Genomic DNA, 15,400 nt, shown 5'->3' with positions numbered 1-15,400 from the left:
ATGCTATCCGGGCTCTTGATCGTGCTGATTCCCTTGGTGCTGGGTTATCTGGTGCCCGTGCGTCATGCCAACACCCTGACCCTCATCCATCGCGGGGTGAATGCCTCCGTCTATGTCATCCTGCTGTTGATGGGCATCAGCCTGGCCGGCCTCGATGATCTGGCAGGCCAGCTCTCGCGCATGGGTGGCCAGGCGCTGACGCTCTTCGCCATCATCAGCACCCTCAATCTGGCCGGCCTCTGGTGGCTGTCACGGCGACTCGGCCTGCGTGCCGACCCGACCCGGATAGCCCCCGGCGCCCCCACCAGCAAAGTGGCCGCCATGAACGGCTCGCTGGCCCTGGTCGGCGTGGTGGTGCTGGGCGTGCTGCTCGGACTGGGAGCCGATCGCCTGCTGGGCCTGGAGGTCTTCGCCCAGGCCGAGACGCTCGCCGCCTGGGCGCTCCATCTCCTGCTGGCATTGATCGGTTGCCAACTGCGCAACTCCGGCATGCCGCTCAAGCAGATCCTGCTCAACCGCTTCGGGCTGGCCATCGCCCTGACCCTGGCGGCGACCTCCCTGGCCGGCGGCCTGTTGTCGGCACCCCTGCTTGGCCTGGCCTGGAACGAGGGACTGGCCATGGCCGCCGGCTTCGGCTGGTACTCGCTCTCGGCCATCCTGATCGGTGACCAGCTCGGCCCCCTGCTCGGCGGCGTGGCCTTCTTGAACGATCTGACCCGGGAGCTGCTCGCCTTCGTGCTGATTCCCCTGACCATCCGGCGGCATACCGCCCTGGCCATCGGTTATGGCGGCGCCACTTCCATGGACTTCACCCTGCCGGTCATCCAGCAGCATGGCGGCATCGTCTGCGTCCCGATCGCCGTGGTCAGCGGCTTCCTGCTCTCGCTGCTCTCGCCGCCTCTGATCCTCTTTATGCTGTCATTGTGACACCCTATTGAGAATGCCTGAGGTGCTGGAGATACGGGAAATACGTCGAGGACGTATCTCGAGGAAGACAGAGCAACCCTCAGCTTGCACACTGCTTGCATACTCTCTGACCAATGACTGCATGGCGGCCACGGATACTGCATGCAGGATTGTCCCGTCAGGAGTCGCCAATGAGCCCTCGTTACCCGCGTCTTCCGGCCATCTCCCGCCTGGGCGTCAAGCTGTTCGCGATGATCCTGGTGGTCAACGTGACCATCTCCGCCATGGTCTTCCTGGCCGTGTCACGCAGCCTGGACAGCGGCTTCATCAACTACCTGGACACGACCCAGACCAATCGCGCCCAGACCCTTGCCGAGGGCCTGGGAGACGAATGGGCACGACGCGGCGACTGGCAGTGGCTCAGGGAATCTCCCGACGCCTGGCAACGGCTGGTGCGTCGCCAGCTCTGGCCGGGAGATGGCCCGCCGCCCCAGGGGATCGAGCGGCGACTGGGCAATCCCGATGATTTCGTGCTCCATGATGCCCAGGGCCGGCCGGTCATAGGCCTGACGCCCGAGATCCCCGACGAGGACAGCCCCCCCACGCGACTACGCTGGCTGCCCATCGAGCATGCGGAGCAGCAGGTGGGAACCCTGGGCTACCGGCCCCCCGAGCAGTTGATGGCCCGCATGGACCGTATCTTCCTGGCCCGACAGCAACGTAACCTGGGGATCATCATCAGTGCCCTGGCGTTCGCTTCCCTGTTGCTGGCCGGCAGCCTGTCCTGGTGGCTGGGTCGTCGCACCCGGAGCATGGCCCTGGCCACACGCCGCCTCACCGGAGGCGACTACAGCATCCGCCTTCCGGAACGCGGGCGTGACGAGCTTTCGCGACTCGCCCAGGACTTCAACGTCCTGGCCGGCACCCTGGAGGCCAGCCGAGAGGCCCGCAATCGCTGGGTCTCCGATATCGCCCACGAGTTGCGCACACCCCTCGCCGTGTTGCGTGGCGAGATCGAGGCCATGCAGGACGGCATCCGCCGGCTCGACCAGGATAACCTTCACTCCCTGGCCCAGGAGGTGGGGCAACTCGAACGCCTGGTCGCCGATCTGCGGCTGCTGTCACAGAGCGATGCCGGTGCGCTCGAAGTCCAGCTGGCACCGCTCAACCTGGCCGAGGAACTCGCGGAACGGCTGGATGAGGCAAGGGGGTGGCTGGATGACAATGCCATCCGGCTGGAAACGCGAATCCAGGGTGAGGCCTGGATTCGCGGGGACAACCAGCGACTGCGTCAGCTCTGGAACAACCTGCTGGACAACACCTGTGCCTATACGCAGTCATCCGGGCGGCTGAGTGTCAGCCTCGCCGTCGAGGGGGGCCGTGTCCGGGTCTGCTGGGAGGACAGTGCACCGGGCGTCCCCGAGACGGAACTCCCTCGGCTCACCGAGCGTCTCTACCGGGTCGAGGGGTCACGCAACCGCGCCAGTGGCGGCAGCGGCCTGGGCCTGTCCATCGCCATCGCTCTGGTCAAGGCTCATGGGGGGCAGATGACGCCCTCGTCTTCCGCCCTGGGTGGGTTATGCTGGAAACTGGACTTTCCCCTGCTCGATGAGAACCCGCCTTCAAGGAGGAGCCCGCATGAGCCAACACGTGGCTGACGACCCCCGCATTCTGATCATCGAGGACGAGCCCAAGATCGCCCGCCTGGTGGCGGATTATCTGGAGGGAAGCGGCTTCGTCACACGACACCTTGACCATGGCGATGCGGTGCTGGCCTGGCTCGAACAGGCAGGCCAGGACGGCTTTCCCGACCTGGTCCTGCTCGACCTCATGCTGCCCGGTACCGATGGCCTCACCCTGTGCCGGGAGATCGGCCAGCGCTGGCCGCGCCTGCCGGTGATCATGCTCACCGCCCGGGTCGAGGAAGTGGATCGCCTGCTCGGCCTGGAATTGGGTGCCGACGACTACATCTGCAAGCCCTTCAGCCCGCGGGAGGTCGTGGCCCGCGTCAAGGCGGTGCTGCGACGCAGTCGGGCGACCCTGGACCCTGACACCACCAACTCCAGTGACCTGATCCTCGACGACGATGGCTGGCGTGCCCTGGCAGGAGGGCAGGACCTGGGATTGACCGCCGTGGAATTCCAGTTGCTGCGGGTGATGATGCATGCTCCCGGCCGGATCTTTTCCCGTGACCAGCTGATGGACCATATGTACCGGGACCACCGGATCGTCTCCGAACGCACCGTGGACAGCCATGTAAAGAAGCTGCGCAAGAAGATCGCCGATGTCTGGCCGGAAAGGGAGATCGTGCGTTCCGTCTATGGCGTGGGGTACAAGTACCAGCCGGAGGAATAGCGGGACTGGCCGGATGCACGACCCTTGCTTAGTCCCTCCATACCGCTTGCATTCCCGGGAGAGACACTCCTGGTACACCGGACCCTGAAGTGGACTGCGCTTTACGCTCCATGAGTCAGCGTTGGTACTCGGGCTCGTCTGAAGCCGGGACGCGGCCCGCTTCCCGCTAGCCCGTTCAGGCAGGACTTGCCGCATCTCGCAGGGAAAAGGTCGCCACCTGGGTGGGCTGACCGAGGTAGTCGTGCATCTCGCCGACGCCGGAGAAACGTACCCGGTAACCGTTACGGCGGGCCACGCCGGCCGCCCAGTCGCGGAAGCGGGCACGATCCCACTCGAACTTGTGGTCGGGGTCACGAAACTCGCCGGGGGCCATGTCGTAGAGGGGATTGTATTCGTGATTGGGCGTGGTCATCACCAGCATGGCCGGGCGCAACCCGGCGAAGATGGCACGCTCGACCCTGGACAGCGACTCGGGCGGGACATGCTCGATGGTCTCGACCATGGCGGCGGCCTCGAAGCCCAGCAGATCGGGATGAGACTCGGCATAGGACCCGCATACAAGATCGAGACGCCCTTCCCGGGCCGCCGGCAGGTCTTGCAGGCGCAGCTTGGCCTGGGCCAGCAGCTCGCCGGAGAGTTCCAGCCCGACCACCCGCGTGAACTGCGTATCGCGCAGGAGGTACTGGAGCAAGCCGCCTGACCCGCAACCCAGGTCCAGCACCCGCTGCGCGCCGCTTGCCTTGATCAGCGACACCACGCGGCGCAGTCGTTCCTGATGAAGGTCGGGGGCCTCGAGATGCATGAATCTGTTCTCTCCACAGGCCTCAGGGGGCGTCCAGCATCACCAGATGGTTGGGCAATTCGTTGCGCTCGTGGGTGGCCGGCACCTGTTCCTTGAGCTGCTCGCCGCAGGCCTCGATGCACTCCAGAAATCCCTGCAGGGTCTCGCCTGCCTTCACCCGGCGGGTGAAGGCCGCCACGATGGATTGCCAGGTCTCGTCACTCACGCGCTGGGAAATGCCTTGGTCGACCAGGATTTCCACATAGCGCTCAGCTTCGGAGACGAAGATCAGCATTCCCGTTCCCCCCTCGGTATGGTGCAGGTCCTGCTCCAGGAACTGCCGCCGGGCGAGGTTGGCCGCCCGCCAATGGCGAACCGATCTCGGGATCAGCCGGGTGGTGATCGCGGGGATGCGGAACACCAGTCCCAGCACGATGAAGGTCGCCCACTGCACCAGCGTCAGCTCATAAGCCGTCAACCAGCCGGGGAAATAATTGATCGCACCGGGCACCACCAGGGCCAGGAGGCCGGCCCACAGCAGCGGGATATAGGCATAGTTGTCCGCTCGCGGAGCCAGCACGGTGACCAGCTCGGCATCGGTATCGCATTCGACCCGATTAATCGCCTCGGCTACCTGGCGTTGCTCGTTTTCACTCAATAATGCCATGGGGGTCGTGATCTCCGAATCCTGATTGTCGTGCCGGTGTCGCCACCGGCCGGAATGCTGGATTACCAGCCGCCGGAAGCGCCGCCGCCACCGAAGCCGCCGCCACCACCGCCGAAACCACCCCCGCCGCCGAAGCCGCCGCCACCGCCACCGCGCGACCTGCCGCCAAGCGCACCGCCCAGCAACATGCCGGCCAGCAGGCCACCGCGACCGCCCCGTACCAAGGCCATGACGATGACGAACATCACGAAGAAGAGAATCGAGGCCGGTCCTTCGGGATCCTGCTCCCGAGCCTGGGCGTTGGAAGTGGCGCTGGTGTCCATGGGCTCGCCGCCCAGCACCTGGATCATCGCCTCCACGCCCTCGGTGATACCGCGGGCGTAGTCGCCCTCGCGGAAGGCCGGCGTCAGGGTCTGGTTGATGATCACCGAGGACTGGGCGTCGGTCAGTCGACCCTCGAGGCCATAGCCGACCTCGATGCGCACCTTGCGCTCATTCGGCGCGACGATCAGCAGGGCGCCGTTGTCCTCCTCTGCCTGGCCGATGCCCCAGTGGCGCCCCAACTGATAGCCATACTCCTCGATGGTGACGCCCTGCAGGTCCGGCAGGGTTGCCACCACCAGCTGCTCGGTGGTGGCGTCTTCGTGGGCCGCGAGCCGCTCGCTCAGTCGTGATTCGGTGGCCTGATCCAGCAGTTCGGCCTGGTCCACCACACGACCGCTCAGTTCGGGAAAGTCGAGTTCCTGTGCCTGGAGGTCTTGTGCCTGAAGAACGAGGGCCGCCGTCAGCAGCAACGCCAATAGCGGAATACGCAGAAGATAGATCATTCAAACTCCACCTGAGGGGCCTGGTCCGCATTCTCGGTCGTGGCTTCGAAGGTCTCGCGAAGCGTCATTTCGCTGTAGAGGATGCTGTGCCAGAGGCGACCGGGGAAGGTGCGGATCTCGGTGTTGTAGAGCTCGACCGCGGTGATGAAGTCGCGCCGCGCCACGGCGATACGGTTTTCGGTGCCCTCCAGCTGCGACTGCAGGGTCAGGAAGTTCTGATTCGACTTCAGGTCGGGGTAGCGCTCGGATACCGCCATCAGTCGGCTCAGTGCTCCGGTAAGTTGCTGCTGGGCCTGCTCGAACTGACGCATCTTTTCCGGGTCGTCCAGCGACTCGGCGTCGATCTGGATGGACGTGGCCTTGGCCCGTGCCTCCACCACGGCGGTCAGGGTCTCCTGCTCCTGCCGGGCAAACCCCTTGACCGTTTCGACCAGGTTGGGCACCAGGTCCGCGCGCCGCTGGTACTGGTTCTCTACCTGTGCCCAGGCCGCCTTCACCTGCTCGTCATAGGTGGGAATGTTGTTGACGCCGCAGCCCGTCAACAACGTTACCACGAACAGTACAAAGGCCAACCGCCAGACGTGACGGTCGGAAAACAAGGTCTGTCTCGTCAGCATGGGGGCACTCATCCCTGTCATTGCGATTCGATGAGGTGCCAAGGTACAGCTCAGGATGACAGGAGGGAAGCGATGCCTCGGCGATAACGCGCACCACGACGAGAAGGGCGGCCGTGCAGGCCGCCCTGGAGGGAAGGGATCAACGCCGGGACTGACCCGCCTAGAAGAAGCCCATCGGATTGATGTCATAGCTGACCAGCAGGTTCTTGGTCTGCTGATAGTGCTCGAGGGCCATCTTGTGGTTCTCGCGGCCGATGCCGGATTTCTTGTAGCCACCGAAGGCGGCATGCGCCGGATACTGGTGAAAGCAGTTGGTCCAGACACGCCCGGCCTGAATGCCGCGGCCCATGCGGAAGGCCACGTTCATGTCGCGGGTCCAGACGCCTGCACCGAGGCCGAACTCGGTATCGTTGGCGATCGCCAGGGCTTCTTCCTGATCCTTGAAGGTGGTCACCGCGACCACCGGGCCGAAGATCTCCTCCTGGAAGACGCGCATCTTGTTGTTGCCCTTGAGCAGCGTCGGCTGGATATAGAAACCACGGTTGAGTGAATCGTCCATGGTTTCCTTGTTGCCACCGGTCAGGAACTCAGCGCCCTCCTCACGGGCGATATCCATGTAGGACATGATCTTGTCGAACTGTTCCTTGGATGCCTGAGCGCCGACCTGAACGTCGGTATCCAGCGGATTGCCGCGTTTTATCGACAGGGTGCGCTCCATGACCTTGGCCATGAAGGCGTCGTACATGCTTTCCTGGATCAACGCCCGCGACGGACAGGTACAGACCTCGCCCTGATTGAAGAACGCCAGCACCAGCCCTTCCGCGGCCTTGTCGATGAATTCCGGCTCGGCGTTCATGATGTCAGCGAAGAAGATGTTCGGCGACTTGCCGCCCAACTCCACGGTGGAGGGGATGATGTTCTCGGCTGCGCACTTGAGCACATGCCCACCCACCGGAGTCGAGCCAGTGAAGGCGATCTTGGCGATGCGCTTGCTGGTGGCCAGTGCCTGGCCGGCCTCGGCGCCGTAGCCGTTGACGATATTGACCACGCCCGGCGGCAGCAGGTCACCGACCAGTTCCATGAGTTCCAGAATCGAGGCCGGGGTCTGCTCGGCGGGCTTGAGCACCACGCAGTTGCCGGCCGCCAGCGCCGGGGCGAGTTTCCAGGTGGCCATCAAAATCGGGAAGTTCCAGGGAATGATCTGGCCTACCACCCCCAACGGCTCATGGAAATGGTAGGCCACGGTGTTGTTGTCGATAGCGCTGGAGGTGTCCTCCTGGGCACGGATGCAACCGGCGAAATAACGGAAATGATCCACCGCCAGTGGCAGGTCGGCATTGATGTTCTCGCGCACGGCCTTGCCGTTGTCCCAGGTCTCGGCGACGGCAAGCATCTCGATGTTCTGTTCGATGCGGTCGGCGATCTTCAGCAGGATGTTGGAGCGCTCGGTGGTCGAGGCCCGGCCCCAGGCCGGCGCGGCCTTGTGGGCGGCGTCCAGCGCCAGTTCGATGTCCTCGGCGGTGGAGCGGGGAATTTCGCAGAATACCTCGCCGTTGACCGGACTGATGTTATCGAAATACTGGCCCTTGACCGGATCGACGAACTCGCCGCCGATATAATTACCGTAGCGCTTCTGGTAGGACACGACGGAACCGGGTTGGCCGGGGTTGGCATAGATCATGGCGTGACTCCTGGAGCTTTATTGTGATGGGCTTGTCGATTGATAAGCTGCAACCACCAGTATTGGTCAGGCCGGCGTTGTGCGACATACTCCAGTGGCAGGAGATGGCCTCCTCCTTCGGTAGGAGGCTCGAGACGATCCCGTCAACTACCCCGCCCTGAAGGGCGGAGCTTGTGACAACAGGCTCGGTTGACCAGGGAAAGCGGGCATCAGCCCGCTACGTTAGTGATAGGTCGCCAAGTCTCACTCCGAGATGCTTCCTCAGTCTCGGACTCTGAAAGGTCTGGATCATGCTGGCGAAAGGTAAAGCGTCGAAGGTTCAGATCGCTGCGGCAACGCAGGAGCCGGTCACTGACATTCCCGAGGGGAGACGGGTCGCAAGACCCGCGACACTAGGCCCGTAAGGGCAGCAACAAGGAGGAAACCGATGTCGGTTTTCGTACTCGATAAACACAAGCGGCGCCTGATGCCGTGCACGGAGAAGCGCGCCCGCCTCCTGATGGAGCGGGGGCGTGCCGTGGTGTATAAGCGCTATCCGTTCACGATCCGCCTCAAGGAGCGGGTCGGTGGCGATACCCAGCCGATCCGACTGACGCTGGATCCAGGCAGCCAGGAAAGTGGCTTGGCCCTCACTCGCGAAGATGGCGATGATCGCCACGTGCTGTGCTTGTTCGAGCTGGTGCATCGCGGCTTCCAGATCGGTGATGGCCTGGGTGACACGCCTGCAACGCCTAGCGCCGATCACCTCGCTCAGTCAGGAGTTGGTGCGCTTCGACACCCAGCAGATGGTCAATCCCGAGATTTCCGGTGTCGAGTATCAGCAAGGCACGCTGCTCGGCTATGAGATCCGCGAATACCTGCTCGAAAAGTGGGGGCGTGAGTGCGCCTACTGCGGCGACCAGGACATCCCGCTGGAGATCGAACATATCGTCGCTCGCAGCCACCACGGCTCGGATCGCATCAGCAACCTGACGCTGGCCTGCCACCCCTGCAATCAGGCCAAGGGCAACGACAGTCTTGAAGCGTTCTTCGCCCGCGACAAGGGCCTCAAGACGCGCCTGAAGCAGCGCAAGCTGTCGGCGGAAACGCGTTATCAGCGCGTGATCCGTGAACAGAAGCGCCCGCTGCGTGACGCCAGCGCCGTCAATGCCACTCGCTGGGCGCTCTATGTCGCTCTCAAGGCAACAGACCTGCGGGTCTCCGTGGCCTCGGGCGGACAAACCAAGTTTAATCGCCAACGCCTCGCTATCCCCAAGACGCATGCCTTGGATGCCGCGTGTGTCGGCGAGGTCGAAGCGGTACACGACTGGCAGATCCCTACCCTGGTGATCAAGGCCATGGGACGCGGCAGCTATCAGCGCACGCGCCTCGATAAATACGGTTTTCCGCGAGGCTACCTGATGAGAGAAAAGCTCGCCAAAGGCTTCCAGACCGGCGACATGGTCAAGGCCCGCGTGCCGACCGGCAAGAAAGCGGGCACGCATACGGGGCGCGTAGCGATCCGTAAGACCGGGAGCTTCAATATCCAGACCCCTGACGGGGCGGTGCAGGGTATTTCATACCGACACTGCACCTTGATTCAACGAGGTGATGGCTATCGCTATCACCAGACACCCGCCATTCAACCCAAAGGAGAAGGGAAACGGGCCGCCTAGTCGCCCTTCGGGCGACGCGCTATCCCTCCCCGCTCTAAAAGTACGGGGTATCCCGCGCAAAATCTGATGAGAAGTTGCCCATGCATACCCTGCTGATCGCTGACGATCACCCGCTGTTTCGTGACGCCATCGCCGCCGTCATCGAGGCCGGCCTGCCCGGCAGTCGATTGCTGCAGGCGGGCAGCCTGGCCGGGGCGCTGCGCCAGGCAGAGGCCTGCGAGGCGCTCGACCTGCTGCTGCTGGACCTGGGCCTGCCCGATGCCGAAGGGCTCTCGGGGCTGCAGGCGCTGCGCGAGGCGCTGCCCTGGCTACCGGTGATCATCGTTTCGGCGGAGCAGGAACGCCACACCATCCTCGAGGCCATCGACCTGGGCGCCGTGGGTTACATACCCAAATCGACGCCTCGTGAGGCCTTGCTCGCCGCCCTGACACGCATCCTCGACGGTCAGGTCTACCTGCCCCCGGACATCATGCGCCGCCCCCCGGCCCGACCGGCGCCCGAGGCGGCCCCCGACGACGCCCTGGCCGCACGCCTCGGCAAGCTCACCGACAAGCAGCTCGAGGTGCTCGCGTGCCTGGCCCGCGGGGCCTCCAACAAGATCATCGCCCGCGAGCTCGAGATCGCCGAGACCACGGTGAAGACCCATGTCTCGGCGATTCTCAGAAAGCTGGGGGTGGCCAGCCGTATGCAGGCCATCGTGCTGGCCGGCCAGGCGGATCTGGCGACGCTACTGGCCCGGCGCCGAGACGCGGCCCACTGACTGCCGACCCGGTCAGTCTCCCCCCTGGGCCTTCTTAAGCAGCGACACCAGCTGCATCCGCAGCCGCAGTGGCTTGAGGGGTTTGAGCAGGCAACCATAGCCCCGCTCGCGGCTGCGCGCCTTGATCGCCGCCTCGTGATTGGCGGTGATCACCACCACCGCCAGCTCGGGATGGCGCTCGCGCAACCGCGCGGCCACGTCCAGGCCGTCGCCATCGGCCTCGCCGAGGTGATAGTCGACCAGCAGCACCTCGGCGGCTTCCAGATCCGAGGCCGCTTCCAGACGCGCCAGGGAAGTCGCCGTCTGTACCCGGCAACCCCAGCTCGAGAGCAGTGCCGCCATGCCCTCGCAGATACCCGCATCGTTGTCGATCACCCAGACCCGCGCTCCCGCGAGCCGATCACCGCCGCCGGAGGAAGTCGACGTCAGCGACGGCCCTGGGGGTGCGGACGCTAGCCGGCCATAGGGCACCAGCACCGAGAAACACGCCCCCTGACCAAGGCGGGAGACCAGTCGCAACGGATGGCCGAGCATGCCCGCGATACGATCGACGATGGCAAGCCCCAGGCCCAGGCCACGGTCCTGGATATCACGAGAGCCATTCAGGCGCTGGAACTCCTGGAAGATCGCCTCGCGCTGGGCCTCGGGAATGCCCGGCCCGGTATCGCCGACCACGATCTCCAGTCCCTCGGGGCGCCGCCGGCAGCCCAGCAGGATACGGCCACGCCCAGTATAGCGGATGGCATTGGTGAGGAAGTTACGCACCACCCTGGCCAACAGCGCCAGATCCGACTCGATCACCGCATCGCTCGGCACATAGTGCAGGGAGAGCCCCCGGGCGGCGGCCATCTGGCGATATTCCTCGGCCAGTACGTCGAGCAGCTGCCCTGCGGGAAAGGGCGCCACATCCGGTGCCAGCACCCCGGCATCCAGCCGCGAGATATCCACCAGGGTGCCGAGCAGCGACTCCACGTCCTTGAGCGAGCGGCCGATATGCCCCACCAGGCGGTGCGATGCCTCGGGCAGCTCATGTTCCTCCAGGGCACTGGCGAACAGTCGTGCGGCATTGAGCGGTTGCAGAAGATCGTGGCTGACGGCCGCCAGAAAGCGGGTCTTGGAGACATTGGCCGCCTCGGCCTCGGCCTTGGCGGCGTGCAGCTCGGCCAGGGTCTGTTGCAGGATCTCGGTGCGCTCGCGGACCTGCTCGGCAAGCAGCACCGCATGCTCGAAGGCGCTGTAGGGAGCACTGCCGGCCATGCCCGCCGATTCCACCCGTTCCATCAGTGCCGCGCAGATTCGCCTCAGCCTGGCGTTCTCATCAACCAGGTCGGCCGGCGACGCCTCGGTGGGCGAATGGCTAGCGCGAGCGAGATCCAATGGCGACCCCGGTGAAGGTCTGGTTGATGTGCATGCCATGATGCTGCTCCCCATAGGTATTGAAGCCGATCACCCGCGAGCGGCCCAGCAGGCCTGAAGCCGCGCCCACCTGTCCCAGCGCCTCCAGCTCCAGGCGACGCAGAAAGCAGTCGCAGCCGATGATCAAGGCTGGCTCCCCGAGACGCTCGGTCAGCCCGGCGAAGACAGCCTCGAGATCCTCGAGCAGCGGCGCCGGCTGCATGGCCGTAAGCACGATGCCATTCTCCACTGCGCAGTAGAAGCTCAGGCTGCCATCGTCGTTGACGCGCTGGATGGAGCGTACGTAGTGCGACTCGCCCAGGCGTACTGCCAAGGGGTGGCGAGCAAACACCGTCGCGTCGAGTGCGGCCACCGGCAACCCTGCCAGCCGGGCATACTCTTCAGCGGCGGGCAGCGCGTTGAGCTCCAGCACGCGCCGACGCGCCCGGTCCGCCCGGGTGACCACCAGCTTCTCCTGGCGGGGACGAAGATGATGCGTAGTGAAGACCTCGAAGGGCAGCAGGGTATTGATCATCACCACCACCGCAGCCTGGCCCGTAGCCTTGCGGGGTGATCTCGCCGGCGGTGGTGCAGCCCGCCACCGGCACCGCGGGAAGCGAGGCGTTGAGCGCGTCAGACAGCCTCGACAGCGGATACTCGGCGCTGCAGAAGAACAGCACGAAGCCGAGTGACTCGTGATGTAGAGCCGCGGCCAGCTCCTCGGCAGCCACCCAGGGATCGCGCTGCCGGCTCACCGCGGTGCGCAGCGGGGTTTCTTCAACGGTTTGCGCCGGGAAACCCACACCGGGGTCTAGGGAATCGAGCATGGCGGTCAACCTGTCATGAGCGCCCAGTCAGTGTAGGCCGCTTGCCAACGTGATCACAACGCCGCTGACGAACCGGCGGCGTGGCCTCCCCGCGCAGGCATGAGCTGGCCTGGTACTTTTGAATACACGTATCCGCACCGCGACGAAAACTTAATCTGCATCAACGCAATTCGAGAGGCGCATCTCCACGGCCGCCAGGAAGCCCTGCATGTCTACCACCGTCTCGGCGTCCGGGTCGGTGGTCTTGCCCTTGAGGTCGCCGGTGATGATACCGTCGCCGACGGTGTCGATCAGCGCCATCTTGAGTCGCTGCGAGTAGTCGACCAGGGGCGCATTGTTCTCGCGCTCGCCGAGGGTTTCCAGGGCATTCGCCACGGCATAGATCAGGGCCGACGAATTGAAGTGTGCCTCCTTGCCCTCGCTCTCCTGGTACTTCAGGTAAAGATCATGAGCAGTGCCGTGGGGCGCCTCGAAGAGCATGGTGCCGCTCTTGCTCTCGATGATCGAGCTGGCGGTGGCCAGCTGCCGCCGAGCGCCGCGGAGATGTCCGAGAAGATGTCGCCGTCGAGATTCTGCGCCGGGTAGAGGGCGTTGCGCGGCGGGTCGGTGATCATCTTGATGAGCTGGCTGGAGGGCCGCATGATCATGAACGACGGTGGCGGGGTGTCGGCCTCGATGTCGCGGCCGACCCACTCCGGCCTGTTGAACTGCAGGTTGCGAAACTGGATGTCCTCGCGAGTGATGTTGCCGCCGATGCCCTTGCGGATGGCCCCGTTGGGCGACTTGGTGGCCAGCGGATGCAGCGAGGCGCCGTCGAGCTCGGGGTGGGCGGCCAGCAGCTCCATGTCCAGCCGGGAGGTCACAAAGGTGTCGAGGATTCTCTTGAAGGCCACCTGCGCCATCTCGTCGCCATGCAGGATAACGAGTGGTGATTCCACCTTGATCTTGCGGTTCATCGATTTCCTCTCCTTATATATCGAGAAAGTGGCGTCTGCACCACATGAAGAACATCCCCCGGCAAGGTATGAGGCCTTCTGCTACCTTCAGACCTATGGGCATGAGTTTGACTTGCATCAAAGGCCAAGAAGGCCACCGTCGTTTATCCTGAGCCGACGCACCCATCCGAGGCCCGAATGACATAGACAAAGGAGATGCCCGTGCCAACACCCACAGCCGACGATCCTACCGTTGATCGTGCCACGGACGAACAGTTGATCTTCGCTCATAAACTCGAACGCCGCGAGATGCTGCGCTATCGAGGCCTTGCCTTGAGCTTCCTCCCCACCCGACCGCACATCAGCCGACTGATGGCCGCGCTGGGAGTGGAATGCGAACAGCGCAGCCTGGCGCTCGACAAACTGGCCAAACGCCTCGAGATCCGTGATTACCAGCCCGCCCCACTCCCCAGGCGCCTGTGGCTTCCCAAGGCCAATGTGCACCTGTTCATCGTCAACGACATCCTGGCCCATCAGGCACTGGACTATGCCCTGTCGGCTGCCCACCACTCTCATCAGATAAGCGCCCTGCTGGCACAGTTCAGCCGCATGGATAACCTCAATGCGCTGCTCCAGCACTTTGTCGAGCAGAAGCGCCACGAGTGTCGCTTGCTGGAGGAAGCCAAGGAGAACGCCAGCACCTTCTCCGAGTGGGCACTGTCCGGGTGAACCGCTCACACCCCGAAGAGCGTCTGCCTACGGGGTGTGGATCTGTCGATACGCGTCAATCTCGGGGTGCCTGGCCCAGAGATTGACGACGGCCTGGGCCGCGAGGCTTGGCCGCCATCACACCGCTAACGCTTCGCCTTCTTGCTACGGTCCGACTTGGCGCCACCGCTCTCCTCGCCTTGGCTCGAGGGCGGCGTGAAGTTCCCTCGCACCAGCGCCAGCAAACCTTGGGTTGAGGCATCGAAGTCCTGGCTGTACGCGTCGATCCGCTCGCTGATCTCGCCGGCGATGCGGTTGCCCGGGCAGCTGTAGGGGTCGAGCCGGCTGCCGGTCTGGCTGCCCTCCATGAAGGCGTTGGCCTGGGCCAGCATGTTGGTAAGCAGCGCGAAGTGATGGTCTTCCACTCCCGGTTCCGGCTTCAAGAAGGCGATAAAGTCGATGGGTACGTAGCGGGTGCCCTGGTGGAGCAGTTGGAAGAAGGCGTGCTGGCCGTTGGAGCCGGTCTGGCCCCAGATAATGGGCCCGGTCTTGTAGTCCACCGGGTGGCCGAAGATGTCCACCGACTTGCCGTTGGACTCCATGTCGAGCTGCTGCAGGAAGGCCGGCAGCTGATGCAGCGCCTGGTCGTAGGGCACGATGGCCTGGGTCTCGGCGCCCTGGAAGTTGATGTGCCAGATGCCGATCAGTGCCATCAGCACCGGCATGTTCTCGGCGAACGGCGCCGAAAGGAAATGCTGGTCCATCTCGTAGGCGCCCTCGAGCAGCCCCATGAAGCCGTCGAAGCCGATGGAGAGCGCGATGGGCAGGCTGATGGAGGACCACATCGAGTAGCGCCCGCCGACCCAGGCCCAGAACTCGAAGACGTTCTCCTCGCGGATGCCGAAGGCCATGGCCGCTGCCTTGTTGGTGGAGGCGGCGATGAAGTGCGCCCCGACGTCGGCCTCCGGACCGGCATTCTCCAGGAACCAGCGGCGCGCGGTATGGGCGTTGAGCAGCGTCTCCTGGGTGGAGAAGGTCTTGGTGGAGACGATGAACAGGGTGGTGGCCGGGTCGAGGCGGCTGAGCACCTTCTGGATATGCGCGCCGTCGACGTTGGAGACGAAGTGGAAGCCGAGTTCAGGGTGGCGGTGCTTGAGCAGCGCCCGGCAGGCCATGTTGGGGCCGAGGTCCGAACCGCCGATGCCGATGTTGACCACGTCGGTGATGCGTTGGCCGCTGTAGCCCGTCCACTCGCCGCTGCGCACCGCCTCGGAGAAGGCACGGA

General features: G+C 64.4%; 15 protein-coding genes and 2 pseudogenes. 6 read left to right on the top strand and 11 right to left on the bottom strand.

All coding sequences use genetic code 11. The features are described 5' to 3' along the window. The 3 genes from ACESMD_RS04215 (at position 1) to ACESMD_RS04205 (ending at position 3,261) form a co-directional block, all read left to right on the top strand. Entirely contained in the window at positions 1-927 is a 927-nt protein-coding gene (locus ACESMD_RS04215; protein ID WP_372610626.1) for a lysine exporter LysO family protein, read from the top strand. Between the two features lie 170 nt (positions 928-1,097). Next, complete coding sequence (locus ACESMD_RS04210) at positions 1,098-2,564, top strand: ATP-binding protein (protein ID WP_372610624.1); 1,467 nt, start codon at positions 1,098-1,100, stop codon at positions 2,562-2,564. Then, entirely contained in the window at positions 2,545-3,261 is a 717-nt protein-coding gene (locus ACESMD_RS04205; RefSeq protein WP_372610622.1) for a response regulator, read from the top strand. The genes ACESMD_RS04210 and ACESMD_RS04205 overlap by 20 nt, the downstream gene beginning before the upstream one ends. 175 nt (positions 3,262-3,436) lie before the next feature. Here ACESMD_RS04205 and ACESMD_RS04200 read toward each other — a convergent pair whose 3' ends face one another. From ACESMD_RS04200 to ACESMD_RS04180, 5 genes are all read right to left on the bottom strand, one after another. Beyond that, positions 3,437-4,063 (bottom strand): methyltransferase domain-containing protein, encoded by a 627-nt coding sequence (locus tag ACESMD_RS04200; RefSeq protein ID WP_372610620.1) that lies wholly within the window; start codon positions 4,061-4,063, stop codon positions 3,437-3,439. A 22-nt stretch (positions 4,064-4,085) separates the two neighbouring features. After that, positions 4,086-4,709 (bottom strand): TPM domain-containing protein, encoded by a 624-nt coding sequence (locus ACESMD_RS04195; RefSeq protein ID WP_372610618.1) that lies wholly within the window; start codon positions 4,707-4,709, stop codon positions 4,086-4,088. Positions 4,710-4,771: 62 nt separating this feature from the next. After that, positions 4,772-5,536 carry a YgcG family protein gene (locus ACESMD_RS04190; protein WP_372610616.1) on the bottom strand — a complete coding sequence of 255 codons (765 nt, stop codon included), beginning with the start codon at positions 5,534-5,536 and terminating at the stop codon, positions 4,772-4,774. Then, a complete protein-coding gene (locus ACESMD_RS04185) occupies positions 5,533-6,153 on the bottom strand; it encodes a LemA family protein (protein ID WP_372610614.1) in 621 nt (206 codons plus the stop codon). The genes ACESMD_RS04190 and ACESMD_RS04185 overlap by 4 nt, the downstream gene beginning before the upstream one ends. 160 nt (positions 6,154-6,313) lie before the next feature. Further along, entirely contained in the window at positions 6,314-7,834 is a 1,521-nt protein-coding gene (locus ACESMD_RS04180; RefSeq protein WP_372610612.1) for an aldehyde dehydrogenase family protein, read from the bottom strand. Positions 7,835-8,261: 427 nt separating this feature from the next. Here ACESMD_RS04180 and iscB point away from each other — a divergent pair. Then, positions 8,262-9,489: pseudogene (gene iscB, locus ACESMD_RS04175) on the top strand (RNA-guided endonuclease IscB). A gap of 80 nt (positions 9,490-9,569) precedes the next feature. After that, positions 9,570-10,250 (top strand): response regulator, encoded by a 681-nt coding sequence (locus ACESMD_RS04170; protein WP_372610610.1) that lies wholly within the window; start codon positions 9,570-9,572, stop codon positions 10,248-10,250. Positions 10,251-10,262: 12 nt separating this feature from the next. Here ACESMD_RS04170 and ACESMD_RS04165 read toward each other — a convergent pair whose 3' ends face one another. From ACESMD_RS04165 to ACESMD_RS04145, 5 genes and pseudogenes are all read right to left on the bottom strand, one after another. After that, entirely contained in the window at positions 10,263-11,627 is a 1,365-nt protein-coding gene (locus ACESMD_RS04165) for a NahK/ErcS family hybrid sensor histidine kinase/response regulator (protein ID WP_372610608.1), read from the bottom strand. Beyond that, positions 11,608-12,180, bottom strand: coding sequence for an FIST C-terminal domain-containing protein (locus tag ACESMD_RS04160; protein ID WP_372610606.1), 573 nt, complete (start codon positions 12,178-12,180; stop codon positions 11,608-11,610). The genes ACESMD_RS04165 and ACESMD_RS04160 overlap by 20 nt, the downstream gene beginning before the upstream one ends. An 82-nt stretch (positions 12,181-12,262) precedes the next feature. Then, a pseudogene (locus ACESMD_RS04155) lies at positions 12,263-12,472 on the bottom strand (hypothetical protein); the annotation flags it as partial. A gap of 150 nt (positions 12,473-12,622) precedes the next feature. Continuing rightward, positions 12,623-12,952, bottom strand: coding sequence for a hypothetical protein (locus ACESMD_RS04150; protein ID WP_372610604.1), 330 nt, complete (start codon positions 12,950-12,952; stop codon positions 12,623-12,625). Beyond that, positions 12,907-13,428 (bottom strand): hypothetical protein, encoded by a 522-nt coding sequence (locus tag ACESMD_RS04145; protein ID WP_372610602.1) that lies wholly within the window; start codon positions 13,426-13,428, stop codon positions 12,907-12,909. Before ACESMD_RS04145 ends, ACESMD_RS04150 begins: the two co-directional genes overlap by 46 nt. Before the next feature lie 201 nt (positions 13,429-13,629). Here ACESMD_RS04145 and ACESMD_RS04140 point away from each other — a divergent pair, with 201 nt between their 5' ends. Then, positions 13,630-14,136, top strand: coding sequence for a hypothetical protein (locus ACESMD_RS04140; RefSeq protein ID WP_372610600.1), 507 nt, complete (start codon positions 13,630-13,632; stop codon positions 14,134-14,136). 125 nt (positions 14,137-14,261) lie between these two features. On the opposite strand, the gene pgi is transcribed toward ACESMD_RS04140, so the two are convergent. Next, positions 14,262-15,400, bottom strand: a 1,139-nt coding sequence (gene pgi / locus ACESMD_RS04135) for a glucose-6-phosphate isomerase (RefSeq protein ID WP_372610598.1), incomplete at its 5' end; no start/stop codon positions are given.

Origin of the sequence: Halomonas sp. (assembly GCF_041689495.1) — a bacterium.
GTDB lineage: Bacteria > Pseudomonadota > Gammaproteobacteria > Pseudomonadales > Halomonadaceae > Halomonas.
This window is presented reverse-complemented; position numbering and strand designations above follow the sequence as displayed.

What these genes read in the sequence shown, in the direction of transcription:
- ACESMD_RS04210 (WP_372610624.1), top strand. Translation starts at nt 1,098, where the DNA reads ATGAGCCCTCGTTACCCGCGTCTTCCGGCCATCTCCCGCCTGGGCGTC.
- ACESMD_RS04190 (WP_372610616.1), bottom strand. Translation starts at nt 5,536, where the DNA reads ATGATCTATCTTCTGCGTATTCCGCTATTGGCGTTGCTGCTGACGGCG.
- ACESMD_RS04145 (WP_372610602.1), bottom strand. Translation starts at nt 13,428, where the DNA reads ATGAACCGCAAGATCAAGGTGGAATCACCACTCGTTATCCTGCATGGC.
- ACESMD_RS04200 (WP_372610620.1), bottom strand. Translation starts at nt 4,063, where the DNA reads ATGCATCTCGAGGCCCCCGACCTTCATCAGGAACGACTGCGCCGCGTG.
- ACESMD_RS04160 (WP_372610606.1), bottom strand. Translation starts at nt 12,180, where the DNA reads ATGATCAATACCCTGCTGCCCTTCGAGGTCTTCACTACGCATCATCTT.
- ACESMD_RS04215 (WP_372610626.1), top strand. Translation starts at nt 1, where the DNA reads ATGCTATCCGGGCTCTTGATCGTGCTGATTCCCTTGGTGCTGGGTTAT.
- ACESMD_RS04185 (WP_372610614.1), bottom strand. Translation starts at nt 6,153, where the DNA reads ATGCTGACGAGACAGACCTTGTTTTCCGACCGTCACGTCTGGCGGTTG.
- ACESMD_RS04205 (WP_372610622.1), top strand. Translation starts at nt 2,545, where the DNA reads ATGAGCCAACACGTGGCTGACGACCCCCGCATTCTGATCATCGAGGAC.
- ACESMD_RS04170 (WP_372610610.1), top strand. Translation starts at nt 9,570, where the DNA reads ATGCATACCCTGCTGATCGCTGACGATCACCCGCTGTTTCGTGACGCC.
- ACESMD_RS04150 (WP_372610604.1), bottom strand. Translation starts at nt 12,952, where the DNA reads ATGCTCTTCGAGGCGCCCCACGGCACTGCTCATGATCTTTACCTGAAG.
- ACESMD_RS04180 (WP_372610612.1), bottom strand. Translation starts at nt 7,834, where the DNA reads ATGATCTATGCCAACCCCGGCCAACCCGGTTCCGTCGTGTCCTACCAG.
- ACESMD_RS04195 (WP_372610618.1), bottom strand. Translation starts at nt 4,709, where the DNA reads ATGGCATTATTGAGTGAAAACGAGCAACGCCAGGTAGCCGAGGCGATT.